At 47.1% G+C, this 15,518-nt stretch carries 16 protein-coding genes and 1 tRNA gene; 5 read left to right on the top strand and 12 right to left on the bottom strand.

From position 1 onward, the window contains the following. Positions 1–24: 24 nt before the first annotated feature. Both AC1TPC_RS09940 and AC1TPC_RS09935 read right to left on the bottom strand, forming a co-directional pair. A complete protein-coding gene (locus AC1TPC_RS09940) occupies positions 25–447 on the bottom strand; it encodes an Rrf2 family transcriptional regulator (protein WP_482066702.1) in 423 nt (140 codons plus the stop codon). A gap of 105 nt (positions 448–552) precedes the next feature. Next, positions 553–1,155, bottom strand: coding sequence for a xanthine phosphoribosyltransferase (locus AC1TPC_RS09935; protein ID WP_482066701.1), 603 nt, complete (start codon positions 1,153–1,155; stop codon positions 553–555). Positions 1,156–1,237: 82 nt separating this feature from the next. On the opposite strand from AC1TPC_RS09935, the gene AC1TPC_RS09930 reads away from it, so the two are divergent. After that, a tRNA-Leu gene (locus AC1TPC_RS09930) sits at positions 1,238–1,321 on the top strand. A 168-nt stretch (positions 1,322–1,489) separates the two neighbouring features. Here AC1TPC_RS09930 and AC1TPC_RS09925 read toward each other — a convergent pair. The 4 genes from AC1TPC_RS09925 to AC1TPC_RS09910 form a co-directional block, all read right to left on the bottom strand. Continuing rightward, complete coding sequence (locus AC1TPC_RS09925) at positions 1,490–2,137, bottom strand: restriction endonuclease (protein ID WP_482066700.1); 648 nt, start codon at positions 2,135–2,137, stop codon at positions 1,490–1,492. A 203-nt stretch (positions 2,138–2,340) separates the two neighbouring features. Then, positions 2,341–2,673: a hypothetical protein gene (locus AC1TPC_RS09920; protein WP_482066699.1), complete on the bottom strand. Its 333-nt coding sequence runs from the start codon at positions 2,671–2,673 to the stop codon at positions 2,341–2,343. Positions 2,674–2,683: 10 nt separating this feature from the next. Then, a complete protein-coding gene (locus tag AC1TPC_RS09915; RefSeq protein WP_482066698.1) occupies positions 2,684–3,022 on the bottom strand; it encodes a hypothetical protein in 339 nt (112 codons plus the stop codon). A gap of 522 nt (positions 3,023–3,544) precedes the next feature. Further along, positions 3,545–4,738 carry an acyltransferase family protein gene (locus tag AC1TPC_RS09910; RefSeq protein ID WP_482066697.1) on the bottom strand — a complete coding sequence of 398 codons (1,194 nt, stop codon included), beginning with the start codon at positions 4,736–4,738 and terminating at the stop codon, positions 3,545–3,547. Positions 4,739–4,885: 147 nt separating this feature from the next. Here AC1TPC_RS09910 and AC1TPC_RS09905 point away from each other — a divergent pair, with 147 nt between their 5' ends. Further along, entirely contained in the window at positions 4,886–5,248 is a 363-nt protein-coding gene (locus AC1TPC_RS09905; protein ID WP_482066696.1) for an alcohol dehydrogenase catalytic domain-containing protein, read from the top strand. Then, positions 5,245–5,877, top strand: coding sequence for an NAD(P)-dependent alcohol dehydrogenase (locus AC1TPC_RS09900; protein ID WP_482066695.1), 633 nt, complete (start codon positions 5,245–5,247; stop codon positions 5,875–5,877). The genes AC1TPC_RS09905 and AC1TPC_RS09900 overlap by 4 nt, the downstream gene beginning before the upstream one ends. A 94-nt stretch (positions 5,878–5,971) precedes the next feature. Here AC1TPC_RS09900 and AC1TPC_RS09895 read toward each other — a convergent pair whose 3' ends face one another. From AC1TPC_RS09895 to AC1TPC_RS09885, 3 genes are all read right to left on the bottom strand, one after another. Beyond that, on the bottom strand, positions 5,972–6,196 hold the full coding sequence (locus AC1TPC_RS09895; protein WP_482066694.1) for a hypothetical protein: 225 nt from the start codon (positions 6,194–6,196) through the stop codon (positions 5,972–5,974). Positions 6,197–6,309: 113 nt separating this feature from the next. Continuing rightward, entirely contained in the window at positions 6,310–6,642 is a 333-nt protein-coding gene (locus tag AC1TPC_RS09890; protein ID WP_482066693.1) for a hypothetical protein, read from the bottom strand. A gap of 82 nt (positions 6,643–6,724) precedes the next feature. Further along, positions 6,725–7,294 carry a xanthine phosphoribosyltransferase gene (locus AC1TPC_RS09885; RefSeq protein WP_482066692.1) on the bottom strand — a complete coding sequence of 190 codons (570 nt, stop codon included), beginning with the start codon at positions 7,292–7,294 and terminating at the stop codon, positions 6,725–6,727. 269 nt (positions 7,295–7,563) lie between these two features. Between AC1TPC_RS09885 and AC1TPC_RS09880 the strand changes: the two genes are divergently transcribed. Together AC1TPC_RS09880 and AC1TPC_RS09875 are read left to right on the top strand one after the other, a co-directional pair. Further along, entirely contained in the window at positions 7,564–8,274 is a 711-nt protein-coding gene (locus AC1TPC_RS09880; RefSeq protein WP_482066691.1) for a hypothetical protein, read from the top strand. 294 nt (positions 8,275–8,568) lie between these two features. Continuing rightward, positions 8,569–9,609, top strand: coding sequence for a YkvI family membrane protein (locus AC1TPC_RS09875; RefSeq protein WP_482066690.1), 1,041 nt, complete (start codon positions 8,569–8,571; stop codon positions 9,607–9,609). A 19-nt stretch (positions 9,610–9,628) separates the two neighbouring features. On the opposite strand, the gene AC1TPC_RS09870 is transcribed toward AC1TPC_RS09875, so the two are convergent. Genes AC1TPC_RS09870 through AC1TPC_RS09860 form a run of 3 tightly spaced genes read right to left on the bottom strand, consistent with a single transcriptional unit; the run spans position 9,629 to position 15,440 of the window. After that, entirely contained in the window at positions 9,629–12,946 is a 3,318-nt protein-coding gene (locus AC1TPC_RS09870; RefSeq protein WP_482066689.1) for an AAA family ATPase, read from the bottom strand. A gap of 46 nt (positions 12,947–12,992) precedes the next feature. After that, positions 12,993–14,279 carry a metallophosphoesterase family protein gene (locus tag AC1TPC_RS09865; protein WP_482066688.1) on the bottom strand — a complete coding sequence of 429 codons (1,287 nt, stop codon included), beginning with the start codon at positions 14,277–14,279 and terminating at the stop codon, positions 12,993–12,995. A 33-nt stretch (positions 14,280–14,312) separates the two neighbouring features. Then, positions 14,313–15,440, bottom strand: coding sequence for a glycosyltransferase family 4 protein (locus tag AC1TPC_RS09860; RefSeq protein ID WP_482066687.1), 1,128 nt, complete (start codon positions 15,438–15,440; stop codon positions 14,313–14,315). Between the last annotated feature and the right edge of the window lie 78 nt (positions 15,441–15,518).

Here is a 15,518-nt window from a genome sequence, read left to right as displayed (position 1 = left end):
CTCTTCTTCCTGCAGTCGATTCGATTAAAACTTGCTCACGACATCCAGCGTGACTGCTTCAAGCGTAATGTTGGCAAGTTTATTTTCCATCGCCTGCTGCGCTTCATTAAAAGCCGCTTCAAGCGATGATTGAATATTTCGGCCAACCGGACATGCCGGATTCGGCTTCTCATGAATAGCAAACAGCTCGTCTTGACCATTGTTATGGACAGCATTGTATATATCCAAGAGCGTAATTTCGCTTGCCGGTCTAGTTATGACGGCTCCCGCCACGCCAGCGCTTGTAGCGACGAGGCCAGCTTTATTTAACAATCCAATAATTCTGCGAATGACGACAGGGTTCGTATTCACGCTGCCAGCAATATAATCTGAAGTCAGTCGTGCCGCCTTATTTGTCTCCAATAAGGTCAAAATATGAACCGCTACCGCAAATCGATTGCTAGTCAACGCATTCACCGCCTGTCAAAAAATAATGATGATACCTTCCCGCGACAAAATTGACTGTCCAGCCGGTTGCCATGTAAGCATTATAGTTACACGGTGCATCCATTGTCAAACTTTTGACGCGGTTTGCGCAACAGGCTCAGCAGCAAAGGTTACCTTCCCATCTGCCAACGAAGCCACCCTCGCCAAGGAATGTACGCGATAGCCTAGCTCGATAAGCTTCTCGCGTCCTGGCTGGAACGCCTTCTCTATGACGATGCCGATACCCGCCACCGTACCACCCGCCTGCTCAACGATGCGCGCCAAGCCAAGCGCAGCATCGCCGTTCGCTAGAAAATCATCAATGATAAGGACGCGATCTTCCTCAGACATAAATTTGCGCGATACGGTAACCTCGCTCTCCTCCTGCTTCGTGAAGGAATAAATCTTCTCGGTATAAAGATCGTCCTTGAGCGTTAACGACTTGCGCTTGCGTGCAAAGAGCAGCGGAACATTCATCGTTAATGCAGCCATGACAGCCGGCGCAATGCCTGAGGATTCAAGCGTAAGTACCTTTGTAATGCCTTCTTCTTCAAATAAAGCAGCGAAGGTTTGGCCAATGCTGAGCATAAGCTGCGGATCAACCTGATGATTGAGAAAGGAGTCCACTTTCAGTACATTCCCGTTTAGGACAATTCCTTCCTCTAAAATTTTTTGCTCTAATTGCTTCACAGCATATTCCTCCATTTATATAAAATTTTGTTGACATTTACACGTAATTAATGTTAAGATATTTTCTGTTGAAACAAAATACGCGGTCGTGGCGGAATTGGCAGACGCGCTAGATTCAGGTTCTAGTGGTGTAACAGCCGTGGAGGTTCGAGTCCTCTCGACCGCATCCTAATTAGGTTTACAGACTATTTTAGACGAAGTTTAATCTAATGGTCAATGATTGACTCCATTTTGTAAATACAAACCACTGATTATTATAATAATCAGTGGTTTTTTTGTTGCTTAAAAAACATATAAAAACGACCAACAGCGAAGTTAGTCGTTAGCACATCCATTACTTTCCCATCACTGACTTTACGTACTTCTCAGCCTTGTAGTCCTTCCTGATTTCATGCAGGACATTACTATTAGCTTCACTCCAAGACTCCAATATCATTCTTGGCTCTGCTTCAATTATTCCTTTAGCCGCTGCTATATCATCTTCCTTGAATGCATCCATAATTTTTATCAAATCAGCTCTATCAAGCAGCTTTACATGATTTACTCCTGCCAGGGTTTCACATGGTTCTGTGAAAGTGGCTGTCGCAATCACAATTGCCTTCTTAGCTTTGTAATAACGCATACATGAGAATACTTCCTGCACAGCGCTAATGCCAACAGAATCAGAGTATCGCTTGGCCTGTACTACATTTCTTATACCCTCACGATCAGTAAAAACCACATCTGCTCCAAAATCTCTACTATTCGTTGTCTTATAAACGCCTGAGTATCCCAGCTCAATCAGAAGCCTATACAGATACATCTCAAACTCAGAGCCGTCTTCCATCTTGTCAATATCTGTAATATCAATTTCCTTTAAGTTATAATTTTCTTCAAAAGGCTGACTAAAACTCTTATTATCCGGTTTATTTCTTACTTTAAACCCAATAATAGCTGCCACACAAAAGCCGATGATTAAAGCTAATACGATGTAACCAATCACAAAAGAAACCTCCATCTCAACTTTATATATCAATGAATAGAGTAATGAAACTTAGACCATTCGATCTACTACTCAATGAATTAATAGTTAAATCTTACCATGGTTTGTCGAAACAGGATAGAGTTCACATACACACTCATAGGCTTAAGAAAAGCACCATCGGATGATGATGCTTTTATAGCTTCTCATTTATTGAATAAAATCTATACTTTCCTTCTTACTAATTTATTTCCAACCCAATCAAAAACGAGTGTTAATCCCTTTTCCCTTGGTTTCCACCCTTGTTCAATTGCTTCTAAAATAATAATAGCAACTTCTTTTGGTTTTAATATTTTTAAGTTCAAATCATCAACATATGGAAATTCGACCCAATAATCATTAGTATCTGATTCTATATGCACTTCAATTCTTCGTCCCTGTTCCTGCCCATGTTCTGCTACTAACAAGATACATCCTCTTGTAGTTGCGGAGATAATCCACCTGTATTCTTCATCTTCTACAACTATTTTCCTAGATCGTTTTTTACTAAGTGTCATATATTCACCCTCAACCGTTTGTAGATAAATTCCATGTTTTTCTAACGAAATGTTCCTTAAAAACTGCCTTAAATCTTGGCTTAAAATCAATTTCTAATGTTTGTAGAATTTCATCTTGGCACAGCGTGATTAAAACACTAGAATGTTCTTGTTTGTTCGCCACAATTTCAAATCTGTCTACTCTTTTCAAATCAAAATAAGATATAACTTCATCTGAACGCAAATCCTCAGCCTTTACTTTCACTTGACCTGAGGAAGGTGAAATGGTGACAACAAACTTCTCATTTTTATTTGAGAACCTAGTTAGTGGCTTGGTTATATATAAAAGATAAATTCTTAATTTCAGCATCTAATAATACTGGTTCACATTCAAATATTTACAGTAGTTCATAGAAAAGCATCCAATTTTGATATTACTTGCTACAAAATATGGTATAATTTCTGATCCAATAATAATATACCAAGAAGTTAATACTTTAGAAAATCCATTTAATTAAAATTCGCATAGGAAAATTGTGAATTATTACACTTAAACTATCGGGTGCTTTAGTTGAATAACGAGTACAGTCACTTCCTTCTTGGATGTGGCTGTTTTCACACTTCATCATACAAATTAAGAGACACATTCGTAATTCCTTACTTCTTGAATTTAGCTCTAATCAGTACTATTACCCCACCAATAAAAATACCTACAATTGCCCACGTTGCAATAAATAATATCGAATCCATGATATACGCTCCTAATTTGATACAATTTTCAGTGAATGAAATCAAACTCTTATTACAATATGTTTAATTATTGTTATTTACTTTTTTTTCCATTATCAAAACTGCGCTCAAGTACTTCTCACAAGTTAAAATAATAATTCCATCACTCCCCTACTGACTGATTTTCGAATTCAATTGTTTTTGGAATGATCGAATGGTCAGGCATGAGTTTCGTGCTTAAAAGTCTCCCCAATTTTACAGATGGAACCTCAACCAAATAATACATTATCGTTGCTATAACAAATGAAACAATAAATGAAAGAACTAAAATTGATATGACTGGCATCTTTCCAGATAATGAATATAGGAGTGTCAACATTACAATTAAATGATACAAATAAACACTATAGGATATTTTACCTACAAAATGTATTGGCTTAAACAGTAAAATCGACTTTAATGTTTTAGAGTTTAAACTAAATAATATGAAGATACAACATCCTAAAGCAATAGCCCAATCATTTATTATAAACATATGCAACAAAGAATGATTAGGCAGCACTAGCCAAACGTACATATAAAGAGTCAATCCAATAACTAATAATGCAATTTTGAAGGCAAATGATAATCTGTTATATCGTTCACTGAAATCTCTCTTATATTTTGCAAGCAAAGCTCCTAACATAAAGAACGCAACATAGTGTGGTGTGAGTAGATAAGAAGAATAACCAGCACGGAATGATGTTATATCGTAGGAAAACAAATTGAGAAGGATATAATAACTCAAAAAGTATATGACAGGTATAGAAAATAAAATAATCGCATTAACGCCTTTATTATTGCGAACTATTAGCCACATAATCAGAGGGAATATTAAAGAAATTCTCATCTCATGAATTAGCGACCATATGACAGGATTTAGATTCATAGTGTCAAACTCTTTTAAAAGAATGAAATGATTGACAATCATCTCAGTTGTAAAAGGAGTTGACCATATCGTATTAGCCCAATCGCTTACTCCTGTAATATTGCTAGGTGATAATATGCTCATTAGGAGCATGATTAGCAATATAGATATAGCACTCGGTATCAGGATCCTGCATATTCGTCTTATTAAATAATGTCTGTACTTTGATTGTTTATTATTGTGATAGGGAAGAGATAGAACAAAACCGCTTAAAATAAAAAACAAAATGACGGATTCATGACCAAGCCAGAATAAATGCAGAGGAGTGTTATTTAACTTCTCAACAATGTTGGTGCTTGGAATGATAATCGAAATGTGAGCCAAAATTACTGAAGTTGCAGCAAGCCCTCTGATTGAGTCTAATTGTTCTAAACGCTGATTTGTTTCCAAAGTTCAACACCAGTCCCCAAAATCAAATTTTCCAATTGATAATAACATAAAAATCCATAACAGGTATGTCGAACCATGTAATTGGATGGAAAAAATTCTAAAGGTCATGACAATAGGCAAAAGAAAGTTCGAACTTGGAGGAAACTCATGAAAGCAATTGTATACACAAATTACGGGCCACCTGAGGTTCTTCAACTCAAAGAGGCAGAAAAACCGACTCCGAAGGACAAAGAAGTACTGGTAAAAGTTTATGCGGCATCCGTGAATTCATGGGACTTGGATCTCCTGACAGGCACGCCGTTCCTGGTTCGACTTGAAGGGCTTTCAAAACCAAAATACAAAATACTCGGTTGTGACATAGCAGGGCGGGTAGCAGCGGTTGGCACAAACGCAACAGAGTTTCAGCCAGGCGATGAGGTATTCGGGGACATATCCGGGTGTGGTTGGGGTGGTTTTGCCGAGTATGTTTGTGTTCCTGAAAGTGCATTAGCTTTGAAATCTGCAGCATGACATTCGAGGAAGCAGCAGCCGTACCTCAAGCGGCAATTCTCGCCCTGCAGGAACTTCGCCATAAAGGACAGATTAAAAAAGGGCAAAAGGTTTTGATAAATGGTGCGGGCGGTGGTGTAGGTACTTTTGCGGTGCAGCTTGCCAAATCATTCGGGGCTGAAGTGACCGGCGTGGACAGCAAGAGTAAATTGGATATGCTGCGCTCGATTGGTGCAGACCACGTCATTGATTACACGGAAGAAGATTTCACCAAAAACGGACGGCGTTACGATCTGATTCTTGATGTTGTGGCTGATCGTTCGATATTCGATGTCAAGCGTGCATTACTTCCAAATGGCATTTATATCATGGTCGGCGGATTAATGTCTCGACTTTTCCAAGTCATGTTGCTAGGACCATTGATTTCAATGATTACGAATAAGCAAATGGGCCTTCTAATACATAAGCCGAACAAAGAGGATCTAAATGTTATGAAAAAGCTTTTTGAATCCGGCAATGTAGTACCTGTTATTGATAAATGTTACCCGTTAAACGAGACTGCTGCAGCTCTTCGGTATCTTGGTGAAGGAAATGCCAAAGGAAAAATTGTCATTACTATCGAATCAAATACTAGTTTAAATGATATGTAATTAGGTGTTTTTTCCATGATGTCGATGGCACTTCCTCATAAAAAAAACCATCCAAAAGTTGAATGGTCTTCCCTAATCCTACGTAAATCTCTATTTATGTAACATCTTCAAAAGGATTTGCACGTTCCTCAGATGCTGGCGAGTAGCTGTAAATGCGGCTTAGCTTTACCACACGGCGATTAGGCCGGCGAATGACAACGGAGGACTCGTCCCATGCCACTACGATCCCGAGTACATCATTAACTTCCATCTCATCTCTTACGACTCTAACGGTCTCCCCGCTAACGCGGAATTGATCCAATTGCTCTTCGCTAATCACTGAACTTCCCTCCCGCATTCTTGTTTGCAGCTGTATCTGTATTGAAAAACCTCAATGCATGCTCGCGCATCACATTGAGGTTCCATTCAATCTATAAAAAATGTTCACTCAACCTATTGAAGTTCGGTTAACCGGCGCTCTTTGGCATCATTAGTTTCATACCACTCATCCAGCACGCGTGAAGACATTACACGCTTACCGATATATTCGCTCTGACGGTCGGTGAATTGATCCCGCCATTCAATAGACAATTCGTCGCACAGCTTCACAATCGTTAGCAGCTCCGACCACGCCACATAGCGTTTGTACCAGAAAAACTGCGGATGCTCGATCATATAAGGATATAAATCATCAAATTCCGTATGTTTGCAATCTAGTGCACGCTCAAAGTGGACTTTCGCATCGTTAAGCTTCGCATACATAAACTCTGCAGACATTTCCCCCATAACTTGTGCCTCCCCTCGATCACTTCTGTATTAGTATACGCGATAATGCTGGATGGGAAAAGAGCATTTGTACTGGAACATGTTACTCAAATGTGATTTCACCGTTATCTAGCGATGAAATACGAACGAGCGGCTCCACTCGAACGCCCTGTTCCCGCAAGGTTCTCCCACCGGCTTGGAATGATTTCTCGACGACTACGCCAAGGCCGATTAAGGTTGCGCCCGAACGCTGAATTATTTTGATGAGACCACGGGCAGCATCGCCATTCGCAATAATGTCATCAATGAATAATACCCGATCCTCTGCGGTTAGAAACTGTTTTGACACCATAATATCGGTAACCATTCCCTTTGTAAAGGAAGGTACTCTTTCCAAATATGCGTCCGGATCTGCGATCAACGTCTTCTTCCGACGAGCGAATACGAGCGGTACGCCAAGCGTGTACGCCGTTGCGAATGCAGCGGGTATGCCCGAAGACTCAACCGTAAGGACTTTCGTAATTTGCTCTTCTGCGAAGCGTCTTGCGAATTCTTGTCCCATTTCCATCGTCAATGCAGGGTCGACCTGGTGGTTTATCAAAGCATCCATCCGCAGCACGTTGCTCGACAACACGGATGATTCAGCTAAAATACGTTGTTTTAAGCTTTCCATCTTACATTACCTCCACCAAAATCCTTTTCGTTAACGTACCATAGGTCAGGCAAAAAGCGCAACCCTCTTAAAGGCGTTAGCCCGAAACCAAAAAACAATCCGAGTATATCTAAGGAATAATTTCAAATCTACGGTAAAAAAGAGCAACTTTTCCCACCATTTTACGTCTAAATCAGGAGAGCCGCTTTTATTCATGCACAACTCGATTTATTCAAACAATTAGAATACGGATGCCGATTACACTATTATTACGAAAGGAAGTGCAGCTCATGTTTCCTAAGAAAAAAGAAAAAACAAAAGCAGCGATGCTTGCAGCTACCTCTGCGCTGGTCCTATTGCTCGCAGGCTGTCAGAGCACAGCGACAACTCCACCCGATTCCTATACGGGCAGCGTAACTCCGATTCAAAGTGAGGAGGACGAGCCAAACAGCCCACAGAAGACATATATTGAGCAGTCTGACAATGATTTTCATACGGATGAACCGCATTCCAACTTTGTCGAAACGACGAGCGATACGAGCGCCAAGACCTCAACGGCGGGGAAGAAAGACGATACGAAAGCAACGGTCAAAACGGCAAGCCAAGACGCTGTATGGAGCGCAGATGCGCCAAAGCTAAACGGCATTACGATCGGCAACAGTGATGCAGCTGTCAGTAAGCTCTTTGGCAAGCCCGTAGACAGCTACCATCTCGATGACGAGAACGAGGCAATCAAGGTGCTTGAATACAAAGGCTTCGCCATCGGCATCAACGTTAACAAGAAAGTTCAATATATTGAGGTTTATGATAAAAGCATTTCAGCCGGCCTGAGCGGACTTCACATAGGAGACGACCCCGAGACTGCGCTGAAAGCGCTCGGAAAGCCGGATAAGCAGACAACGTATTTGTTGTCCTACAAAGCTAAAGGAGCGCTTCTAAAGCTTGACCTAGACCCTGTACATAATGAAATCGTATCGATAAAGCTGCTTGCACTCGACTAATAGCTATGACCATCCTTGCAGCCATAAACCAAGCAAAGCAAGCAGCAAGATCGGAAAGGTGAACAGCAAGCCATATTTGGTATACAGTCGCAGCAAACGCTTCGTTAATCCCCTTCGGATTCAGCAATATGAATACTAATGCCGAAATGAACACAGCAATGGTAATGAGCATGGACATGATTTTACTCCACTTGATGTCGATCTAGTATCCTAAAATTTTGAAAAAAGTCATGCCTGTCCCCTATTGGACATACCTTCTTATATAGAGGGTTATCGAACGGAGGACGGTAGACGATGTGGAAACGTACTGGAAAGGTGCTGCAAATCGCTTCAACCTATATGGGTACGATAGTAGGAGCTGGCTTTGCCACCGGTCAAGAAATATTGCAATTTTTTACCCGTTTCGGGTATTGGGGAACGATAACGATCGCAATCTCAACCGTATTGTTCATCTGGCTGGGCACCAAAATGATGCTCATAGCCAGCGAAATAAGAGCGAAATCGTACGAGGATTTAAATAAGGCTTTGTTTGGCGACAAATACGGGCGGCTCATCAGCCATTTCATGCTCGTTGTGCTCCTTGGCGTAACAGCCGTTATGCTCGCTGGGGCCGGTACGATCTTTTATGAGCATTGGAATATTTCCTATCAATCGGGACTGCTGATTACAATAGCCGCCTGCTACTTTTTGCTGCGCAAAGGGATGAATGCCATCCTAACGGTTAATGCTATAGTCGTTCCCATTATGCTGCTATTCACCGTACTCATTATGATTGACACCTTCCAAACACCGGGTGCAGACAAGTTCATTACGCTATCGAGCGACCATTCGATATGGGCGGCATGGGCATCGCCTTTTCTGTATACCGCATTTAATCTCTCGATGTCGCAGGCAGTACTCGTACCGCTTGGCGCGGAGATTAACGATCGCAAAGTAATCATTGCAGGCTCTTGGGTCGGCGGAATCGGCATCGGCTTCATGCTGCTGGCCGGTCATATCGCCCTATCCGTTCATATGCCGGGCATTCAGCAATTTGCCATTCCGATGGGCGGCATCGCAAGGCAGCTTGGGCCGAGCGTTCAATTTATTTATATTTTTATTATTTTCGCGGAAATCTTTACGACGCTTATCGCCGACATTTACGGGCTCACCCTTCAGCTTCATGAGCGTTTGAAATGGGCGCGCAGCTTAATTGTCCTTCTCATTCTCGCCATCTGTTATGTAGCCAGCCAAATCGGATTTGGCCCGCTGCTGTCGACGCTTTATCCATTATTCGGACTGATCAGCTTTGGCTGGCTTATCTTGATTATCCGCAAGCGAGTAACCCACACTTAAGTATAAGCGTTAGAAACAACTAGATTTGTACGAGCACTGCATCCTCACAATGCTCAAGCATGGCATCCCTGACATGTTCATGACAGGTCATTACAATCATCTGCCTATCGCCGGACAGCTCCGCGAGCAGCCTCATAACGGCATGCAGCCGCCCGCGGTCAAAATTAACGAACACATCGTCCAGCATAAGAGGAAGCTTAGTCCCCTGCGAAGCTTCCTCTGCTAATGCGAATCGCATCGCCAAGTAAACCTGCTCCGCGGTCCCTCTGCTAAGCAGCGCACTATCAATTAGGCGGTTGTCTGAGGTTTCGAGTCTTATTCCTGGCTCGCCAGGCGTCGTCAGCACCCGAATATATTTGCCGTCCGTCAGCGTCGCGATCAAACGCGACGCATTGCGCAGCACGACTGGCTGTCGCTCCTCCTCGTAAATCCGCTTCGTTCGGCTAATTAATGCAGCGCTTATCGAAAGTACAGCGTAACGCTCCGCATCGGCCTCCAGCTTGGCTATCGTCATTTCCTTGTCAGATAGCAGCCTTTGGTGCTCCTCTTCCTTAAGCAAATGCTCCAAAGACTGCCGCAAGCTTCCACGCTGCTCAAGCTGCTCCCGCTTCTGCTTCTCAAGCTCTTCAAGCTCGCAGCTTGACTCTGCCTGCAGCGCTTGCAGTCGCTCTTCATCGTATAATCCGAACAGCTGCTCCAGCTCGGCGACTCGCTCCTCTGACAGGCCGGCTGTCATCTCAAGCGTTAGCTTGGAAAGCTCAAGCTCAAGCTCCTGCAAGTCGCGGCGATGCTGGGTTGCCAGCTCATATTGCGCTTCGCTAGCAAGCTCTGCCTCATTTATTTGCGCTGCGATTAGAGCTTGCAGCTCCTGCAAACGGGAATTGGCCGCTTGCATGGCCATATGCAGCTCATCGCGGCGCGCGAGTATTCCGCGCGCCTCCAGCTTCGCTGCTGCATGCCGGCGTATTTCGGCATGCAGCAGCCGCAGTGCGAGCGCGGGATCTATAGCGAGCTGCGCCTTCGCTTCCTCGAGCTGCTCGCACAAGTCGGCCGCTTGCTTCGCGAAAGCGGCCAGCTGCTTGCCCGCGGCGGCTTGCTTTGCCGCCAGCCGGTCGTATTGCTGCAGCCGCTGCAAAGCTTGCTCGGCAAGGTCGAAGGCTTCGAGCACGGCTGCCGGAGACATGCCGGCCGGCAGCGAGCGTGCTGCAAGCCAGCCGGCCCATTGCCGGGCGAGGGCTTGCCTGGTTTGCGCAGCGGCGGCGGCTGCTTCGCTGCGCCCTGCTGCGTGCGCGCGCAGCCGCTCCAGGCGGCGGGCGAGCTCGCTGGTGTTGTCGATGAGGCGCTCGCTCGTTTGGAGCGCCTCGAGACGGGCTTCCACTGCGGCGCGCAGTTGAATGCGCGCCTGTTCGGCTGCCAGCATGTGCTCAGCCGAGCTGTGATGCTTTGCCGCAAGCAGCGCTGCCGCAGCTTCCTGCGGCTCGCGCACCATAGTCTCCAGCGCCTGATAAATCCGCTTCTCCCGTTCGCTTAACGCTAGCTGATCCGCTCTGTCGCAAGCGTCAGCACTCCTTCCAAGCCCTAGGCCGCGCGATCCATCATTGCTGCTGGCCACACGACCCGCATTGCGGCTCCGCAGCACCGCAGCCGCAGCAAGCACAAGCGCCGCGACCGCTAGCGCAGCTAATGCCGCTCCGCCGGCTGGCTCACCCGCCGCCGCCGATGCAAACCACAGCGCCAGCGCAGCTCCGCCCGCGCCAGCCGCTGCAGCCCAAAGCGGGCCGGCTCCGCCTCGGCCCGCAGCAGCTGCCGCGCCGCGGCCTCCCGCGACGCTATCGCTCGCGGCTCCGGCGGCGCCGGCAGTGCGCGCCCGCTCGAGCTCCCACTCGCGGAGCGCGCTATCGAGGGCGTTCCACGCCCCCTTCAGCGCATCACGCGTTCGCGGCAGCACCTCAAACCCGGCTCCGCCTGCCTGCTCTTGCCCAGCCGCATCTCGTGCGACGGCTGACCTCGCCTCCTCCAAGGCGCTGCTCGCTTCCCGCTCCTGCTGCTTCAGCGTCTCAAGCTCCGCTGCGAACCGCTCCTCCGTCCGCGACTGCTCAAGCTCCTGCTGCCTTGCCTCTCTCACATAGTCGCGATCGGCTACCGTTACTTGAAGCTCTCTAAGCTGCCGCTCCGTCCACTCCGGCGCAATGCTGGTGACGAGTCTTGCGATCATCTCATCATGCTCCCGCAGCTCTGCCTCCCGTTCGGCGCTATCCTGCGCAAGCTTCCGCATGCTCTCCGATGATTGCAGCAAAGCTTCCGTTTCATCCCCGAGCCGGATAAGCTGATCATCATAGCTGATCGCCTCAAGCTGAAGCTCCAGCAGCAATGCTTTCTGCCGATGCTTCTCCATCTCCTCCCGATACTCCGCCCGCTGCCGGAGCAGCTCCTCCCAGCCTTTCTCCGCATGAACGGAAAGCCGCGCTGCATATGCAATTTGCTCGCGCTCCAGCAGCAGCTTCTCCTTGCGAATCCATAGCGGCCTAACGGAACAAGCCTTGTTCAGCAGCTTTTGACGAGATTCCGCCGCAGGCAGATCCTTCTCCAGCGAGCGGAGCGATTCATCAAGCCTGGCCGTCTGCTGCACCAAATCATTGTACGAAGCGATAGCGTCATTTCTTTTCCGCAGCTCAGCTTCAAGCTGCTCCAGCGATTTGAGCTGTTGATTAATTTGCTGATTCGTGCCGCGCGGCTTAAAAAGCGCTTCCATCTCCTGCGCCAGCCGTTTCTCTGCTGCCGCAATCGTCTTTCCGTCATCCCAGCCCGCTTGATACAAATAACGTCCTAGCTCATCGCTTGGCAGAGTACCCACCTCTTGCAGCTCGGTAAGGGTGACTGCGAATAATTGACGATACAGCCTTTCACTTATACCTCCAAGAAATTGCCGCTCCCAATCCGTTTGCGTGAGCCAAGCGCCTTCTGCAACAATCGGCTCAGCACCATCTAGAAGGCGCTCCCTTTCTTCCGACTGCAGGGCTCCATCTGCCAAATGCCCGATTTCACGTAATTTCAGCTTGCTTGATCCATCTGCCGCATAGCGTTCAAGCACATATTGCCTGCCTCTTGCATCGCCAAAAAACAAACGTCCTCCATGTCTGCCGCCATTTACCGGCTCCTGCCGCTCGCTTGGCTGCCCGCGTTTGGCGAAGCCGTAGAGCATCGTGCGCACGAAGCCGAAGACGGTGCTTTTGCCCGCTTCATTCGGACCATACACGATGACCACCGGCGCATCGAGCGGCACCTGCCGCCGATGCAGCTGTCCGAAACCGTCAATTTCAGCCTTCATAAGCTTCATGCATCGTCAACTCCTAAAGGTATCGTATCCATCTATTGCCCTAGATTTATGCATCCCGATCATTTCCGCGGATTGCTCCAACGGTCAGCTCCTGCGCTTGCGCAAGCCAGCGCCTTGGAAGCTCGTCCCATTTGCCCTGCATAAGCCTGCCCAGCTTCGCGTGGCTTGCGACCTGACCAACGGCTTCCTTTGCAAAATCACGCCACAGCGTTTCGTCCTCTGCGAGCCTCGCGCTTAATCGGTACAATTCACCTGCGAAGCTGTCCTCGACCGCCAGCTCCTGCAAATTCAGCACAGCTCCCGTGTTCACCTCAAGCCCATGCACGAGCACCCAAGCTTCGCCAGAGAGAATCTGCCTGCCCGCCTGCAGCTGCTCAAGCAGCGTACTCACGATCGCTGGGTCCGACAGCTTCTGATGCAGCGGGCCTCGGTCGGTCAAAATAAGCCGAAGCATAACCGATCGCCCCTCTGCTTCGGCCAGTACTTGGTCAATTACACCATCCAGCTGCTGCAGCAGCTCTTGCTCCGAGCTTATTTCAGCTATGGAATAGCTGCTTTCGAGCCAGCGTACCTGGTCAAGCGGCAAAAACTTCAGCTCGACGGCTCTCGAAGCCGACACTTCAACAATGTAGCAGCCTTTCGCTCCAATCTCGCGAGGATTTCTACCCTGCGTATTGCCCGAATAAACGACATGCGGATAGGTATGCAGCACTCTGCGGTGATGAATATGCCCCAGCGCCCAATAATCAAAGCCTTTGCCGCCAATAAGCTCGTCTAGCGCACAAGGCGCATAAGGGTCATGCGATCCGTCGCCATCGACGTTGCCGTGCAGCAGCGCGATATGAAACGGCGCATCAGGCTGAATGCTGTAGCTGGCAGCTATATTTTCAGTCATAACTCGCTTGCCATACGATCTGCCGTAAATAAAAGCAGCCAGCTCACCGCTTCTGCGATAAGCCGGCTTATATTCCATCTGATCCGCTCCAAAAACATATACATTGGACGGCAGCATCAAAACAGCTCTCGACCCACTCAGAGGATCATGATTCCCATGAATGATGAACACGCCAATGCCATGCTGCTCCAGCTTCTCCCACTCTCGAACGAGCATGAGCTGCGCCCGCAGAGAGCGATCCGCCTCATCGAATAAATCTCCTGCCAGAACGATAAAATCCACTTGCTCTCGAATCGCCGCCACCGTTAATTGCCGCAGCGCCGCGAAGGTCGAGTCAGCCAATGCTTCTCTTACATGGCCCGGCGCCTTCGCAAGTCCGCGGAACGGGCTATCCAAATGCAAATCTGCTGCATGAATAAATCGAAAAGGTACCGACATCCCATAACCGCCTATTCTATTAAAATGAAAAAGTTACTCCGGCTTCATATTGAGATAAACCTTTTTCAGCTGGGCTATGACTCGTTGCAGCGAATATACCTTCTTCGCCTTATCCCATCCTGCCCTTGCCAGATTGTACCGATAGGTAGGATCGGTCACGACCTTCTCGAGCGCGTCTGCAAGCGCTGCTGGATCCTCCGGCGGCACTAGCAATCCGTTGACTCCGTCATCGATTTGCTCGGCTATGCCGCCCACATTCGTACCCACCAGCGCGAGCCAGCATAACGCGGCCTCTGCGAATACAGAGCCAAACGCCTCCGCTCGCGAGGGCAATACGAACACATCGAAGAAGGGCATAAACTCCTCAGGATGAAGCATGTAGCCATAAAAAATAATATCGTCGTATAAATCCAGCTTTACCGCTAACGCCTCCAGCTCCTCGCGAATCGGTCCGTCTCCGATAATATGCAGGACAAACGGATGGCCCTTCTGCTTAAGCTCCGCGCATGCATGAAGCAGCACATCAAGTCCTTTCGCAGGGACAAGCCTGCATACCGTAATGAGCTGTGTTATCGCATTTTCATGGGCGATCGGCCTAAATCGTTTTTCATCAAAGCCGTTCGGAATGACTTTAATTTTCTCCGGATGCTTAATATGAGGAGATATATACGTACGGAACGACTCGGAAACGGTCAGCAAATGATCCGCCTTCGCCTCCAGCTCGCCATAAAGACTCATTAGGAATTGATGCTCCGGCCCGCCTTCTATAATTTTCCCGTTCAAAATAAGCTCGCGCTCGAAGCTGGAGTGGATCGTCACCGCCAGCGGCGTTTCTGGGAATAGCTGCTTCATAACGAGCGCTGCAATCGGATGATGGGCATGTATAATATCGTATGGCTTTTTAATGCGCATTTTGGTCCACCATACGTAATCCTTATAGGTTTGAATATATTTGTCTACCATTGCGTTTCCGCTATAGATCGTATGATCAAAGGTCTCGAAAACGACGTCCTCTTGGCCCTTGCTTCTAACTCGCTTAGGCAACGAGAATAATTCCATCTGCCAGCCTATTTTTATAAATCTATCCTGAATGTACGGGATCATCGATGAAACTCCGCCCGGCTGCTCCGGTGGAAAAAATAAGGCTTGTAAAATATTCATGTGTCCCATCCTTTCAACATAAAACGTCTGCCCTTAACTATTCGTTCACCGTAAAACATGATATATTAGAACATATGT

The organism is Paenibacillus sp. Y280, from assembly GCF_056786335.1.
The sequence above is the reverse complement of the archived record's forward strand: the minus strand, read 5'-3'. Positions and strand labels throughout refer to the sequence as shown.

Excerpts from the sequence above, each read along its gene's own strand:
- AC1TPC_RS09920 (WP_482066699.1), bottom strand. The coding sequence starts at position 2,673 with ATGACACTTAGTAAAAAACGATCTAGGAAAATAGTTGTAGAAGATGAA.
- AC1TPC_RS09915 (WP_482066698.1), bottom strand. The coding sequence starts at position 3,022 with ATGCTGAAATTAAGAATTTATCTTTTATATATAACCAAGCCACTAACT.
- AC1TPC_RS09905 (WP_482066696.1), top strand. The coding sequence starts at position 4,886 with ATGAAAGCAATTGTATACACAAATTACGGGCCACCTGAGGTTCTTCAA.
- AC1TPC_RS09900 (WP_482066695.1), top strand. The coding sequence starts at position 5,245 with ATGACATTCGAGGAAGCAGCAGCCGTACCTCAAGCGGCAATTCTCGCC.
- AC1TPC_RS09890 (WP_482066693.1), bottom strand. The coding sequence starts at position 6,642 with ATGGGGGAAATGTCTGCAGAGTTTATGTATGCGAAGCTTAACGATGCG.
- AC1TPC_RS09885 (WP_482066692.1), bottom strand. The coding sequence starts at position 7,294 with ATGGAAAGCTTAAAACAACGTATTTTAGCTGAATCATCCGTGTTGTCG.
- AC1TPC_RS09880 (WP_482066691.1), top strand. The coding sequence starts at position 7,564 with ATGTTTCCTAAGAAAAAAGAAAAAACAAAAGCAGCGATGCTTGCAGCT.
- AC1TPC_RS09875 (WP_482066690.1), top strand. The coding sequence starts at position 8,569 with ATGTGGAAACGTACTGGAAAGGTGCTGCAAATCGCTTCAACCTATATG.
- AC1TPC_RS09870 (WP_482066689.1), bottom strand. The coding sequence starts at position 12,946 with ATGAAGCTTATGAAGGCTGAAATTGACGGTTTCGGACAGCTGCATCGG.
- AC1TPC_RS09865 (WP_482066688.1), bottom strand. The coding sequence starts at position 14,279 with ATGTCGGTACCTTTTCGATTTATTCATGCAGCAGATTTGCATTTGGAT.
- AC1TPC_RS09860 (WP_482066687.1), bottom strand. The coding sequence starts at position 15,440 with ATGAATATTTTACAAGCCTTATTTTTTCCACCGGAGCAGCCGGGCGGA.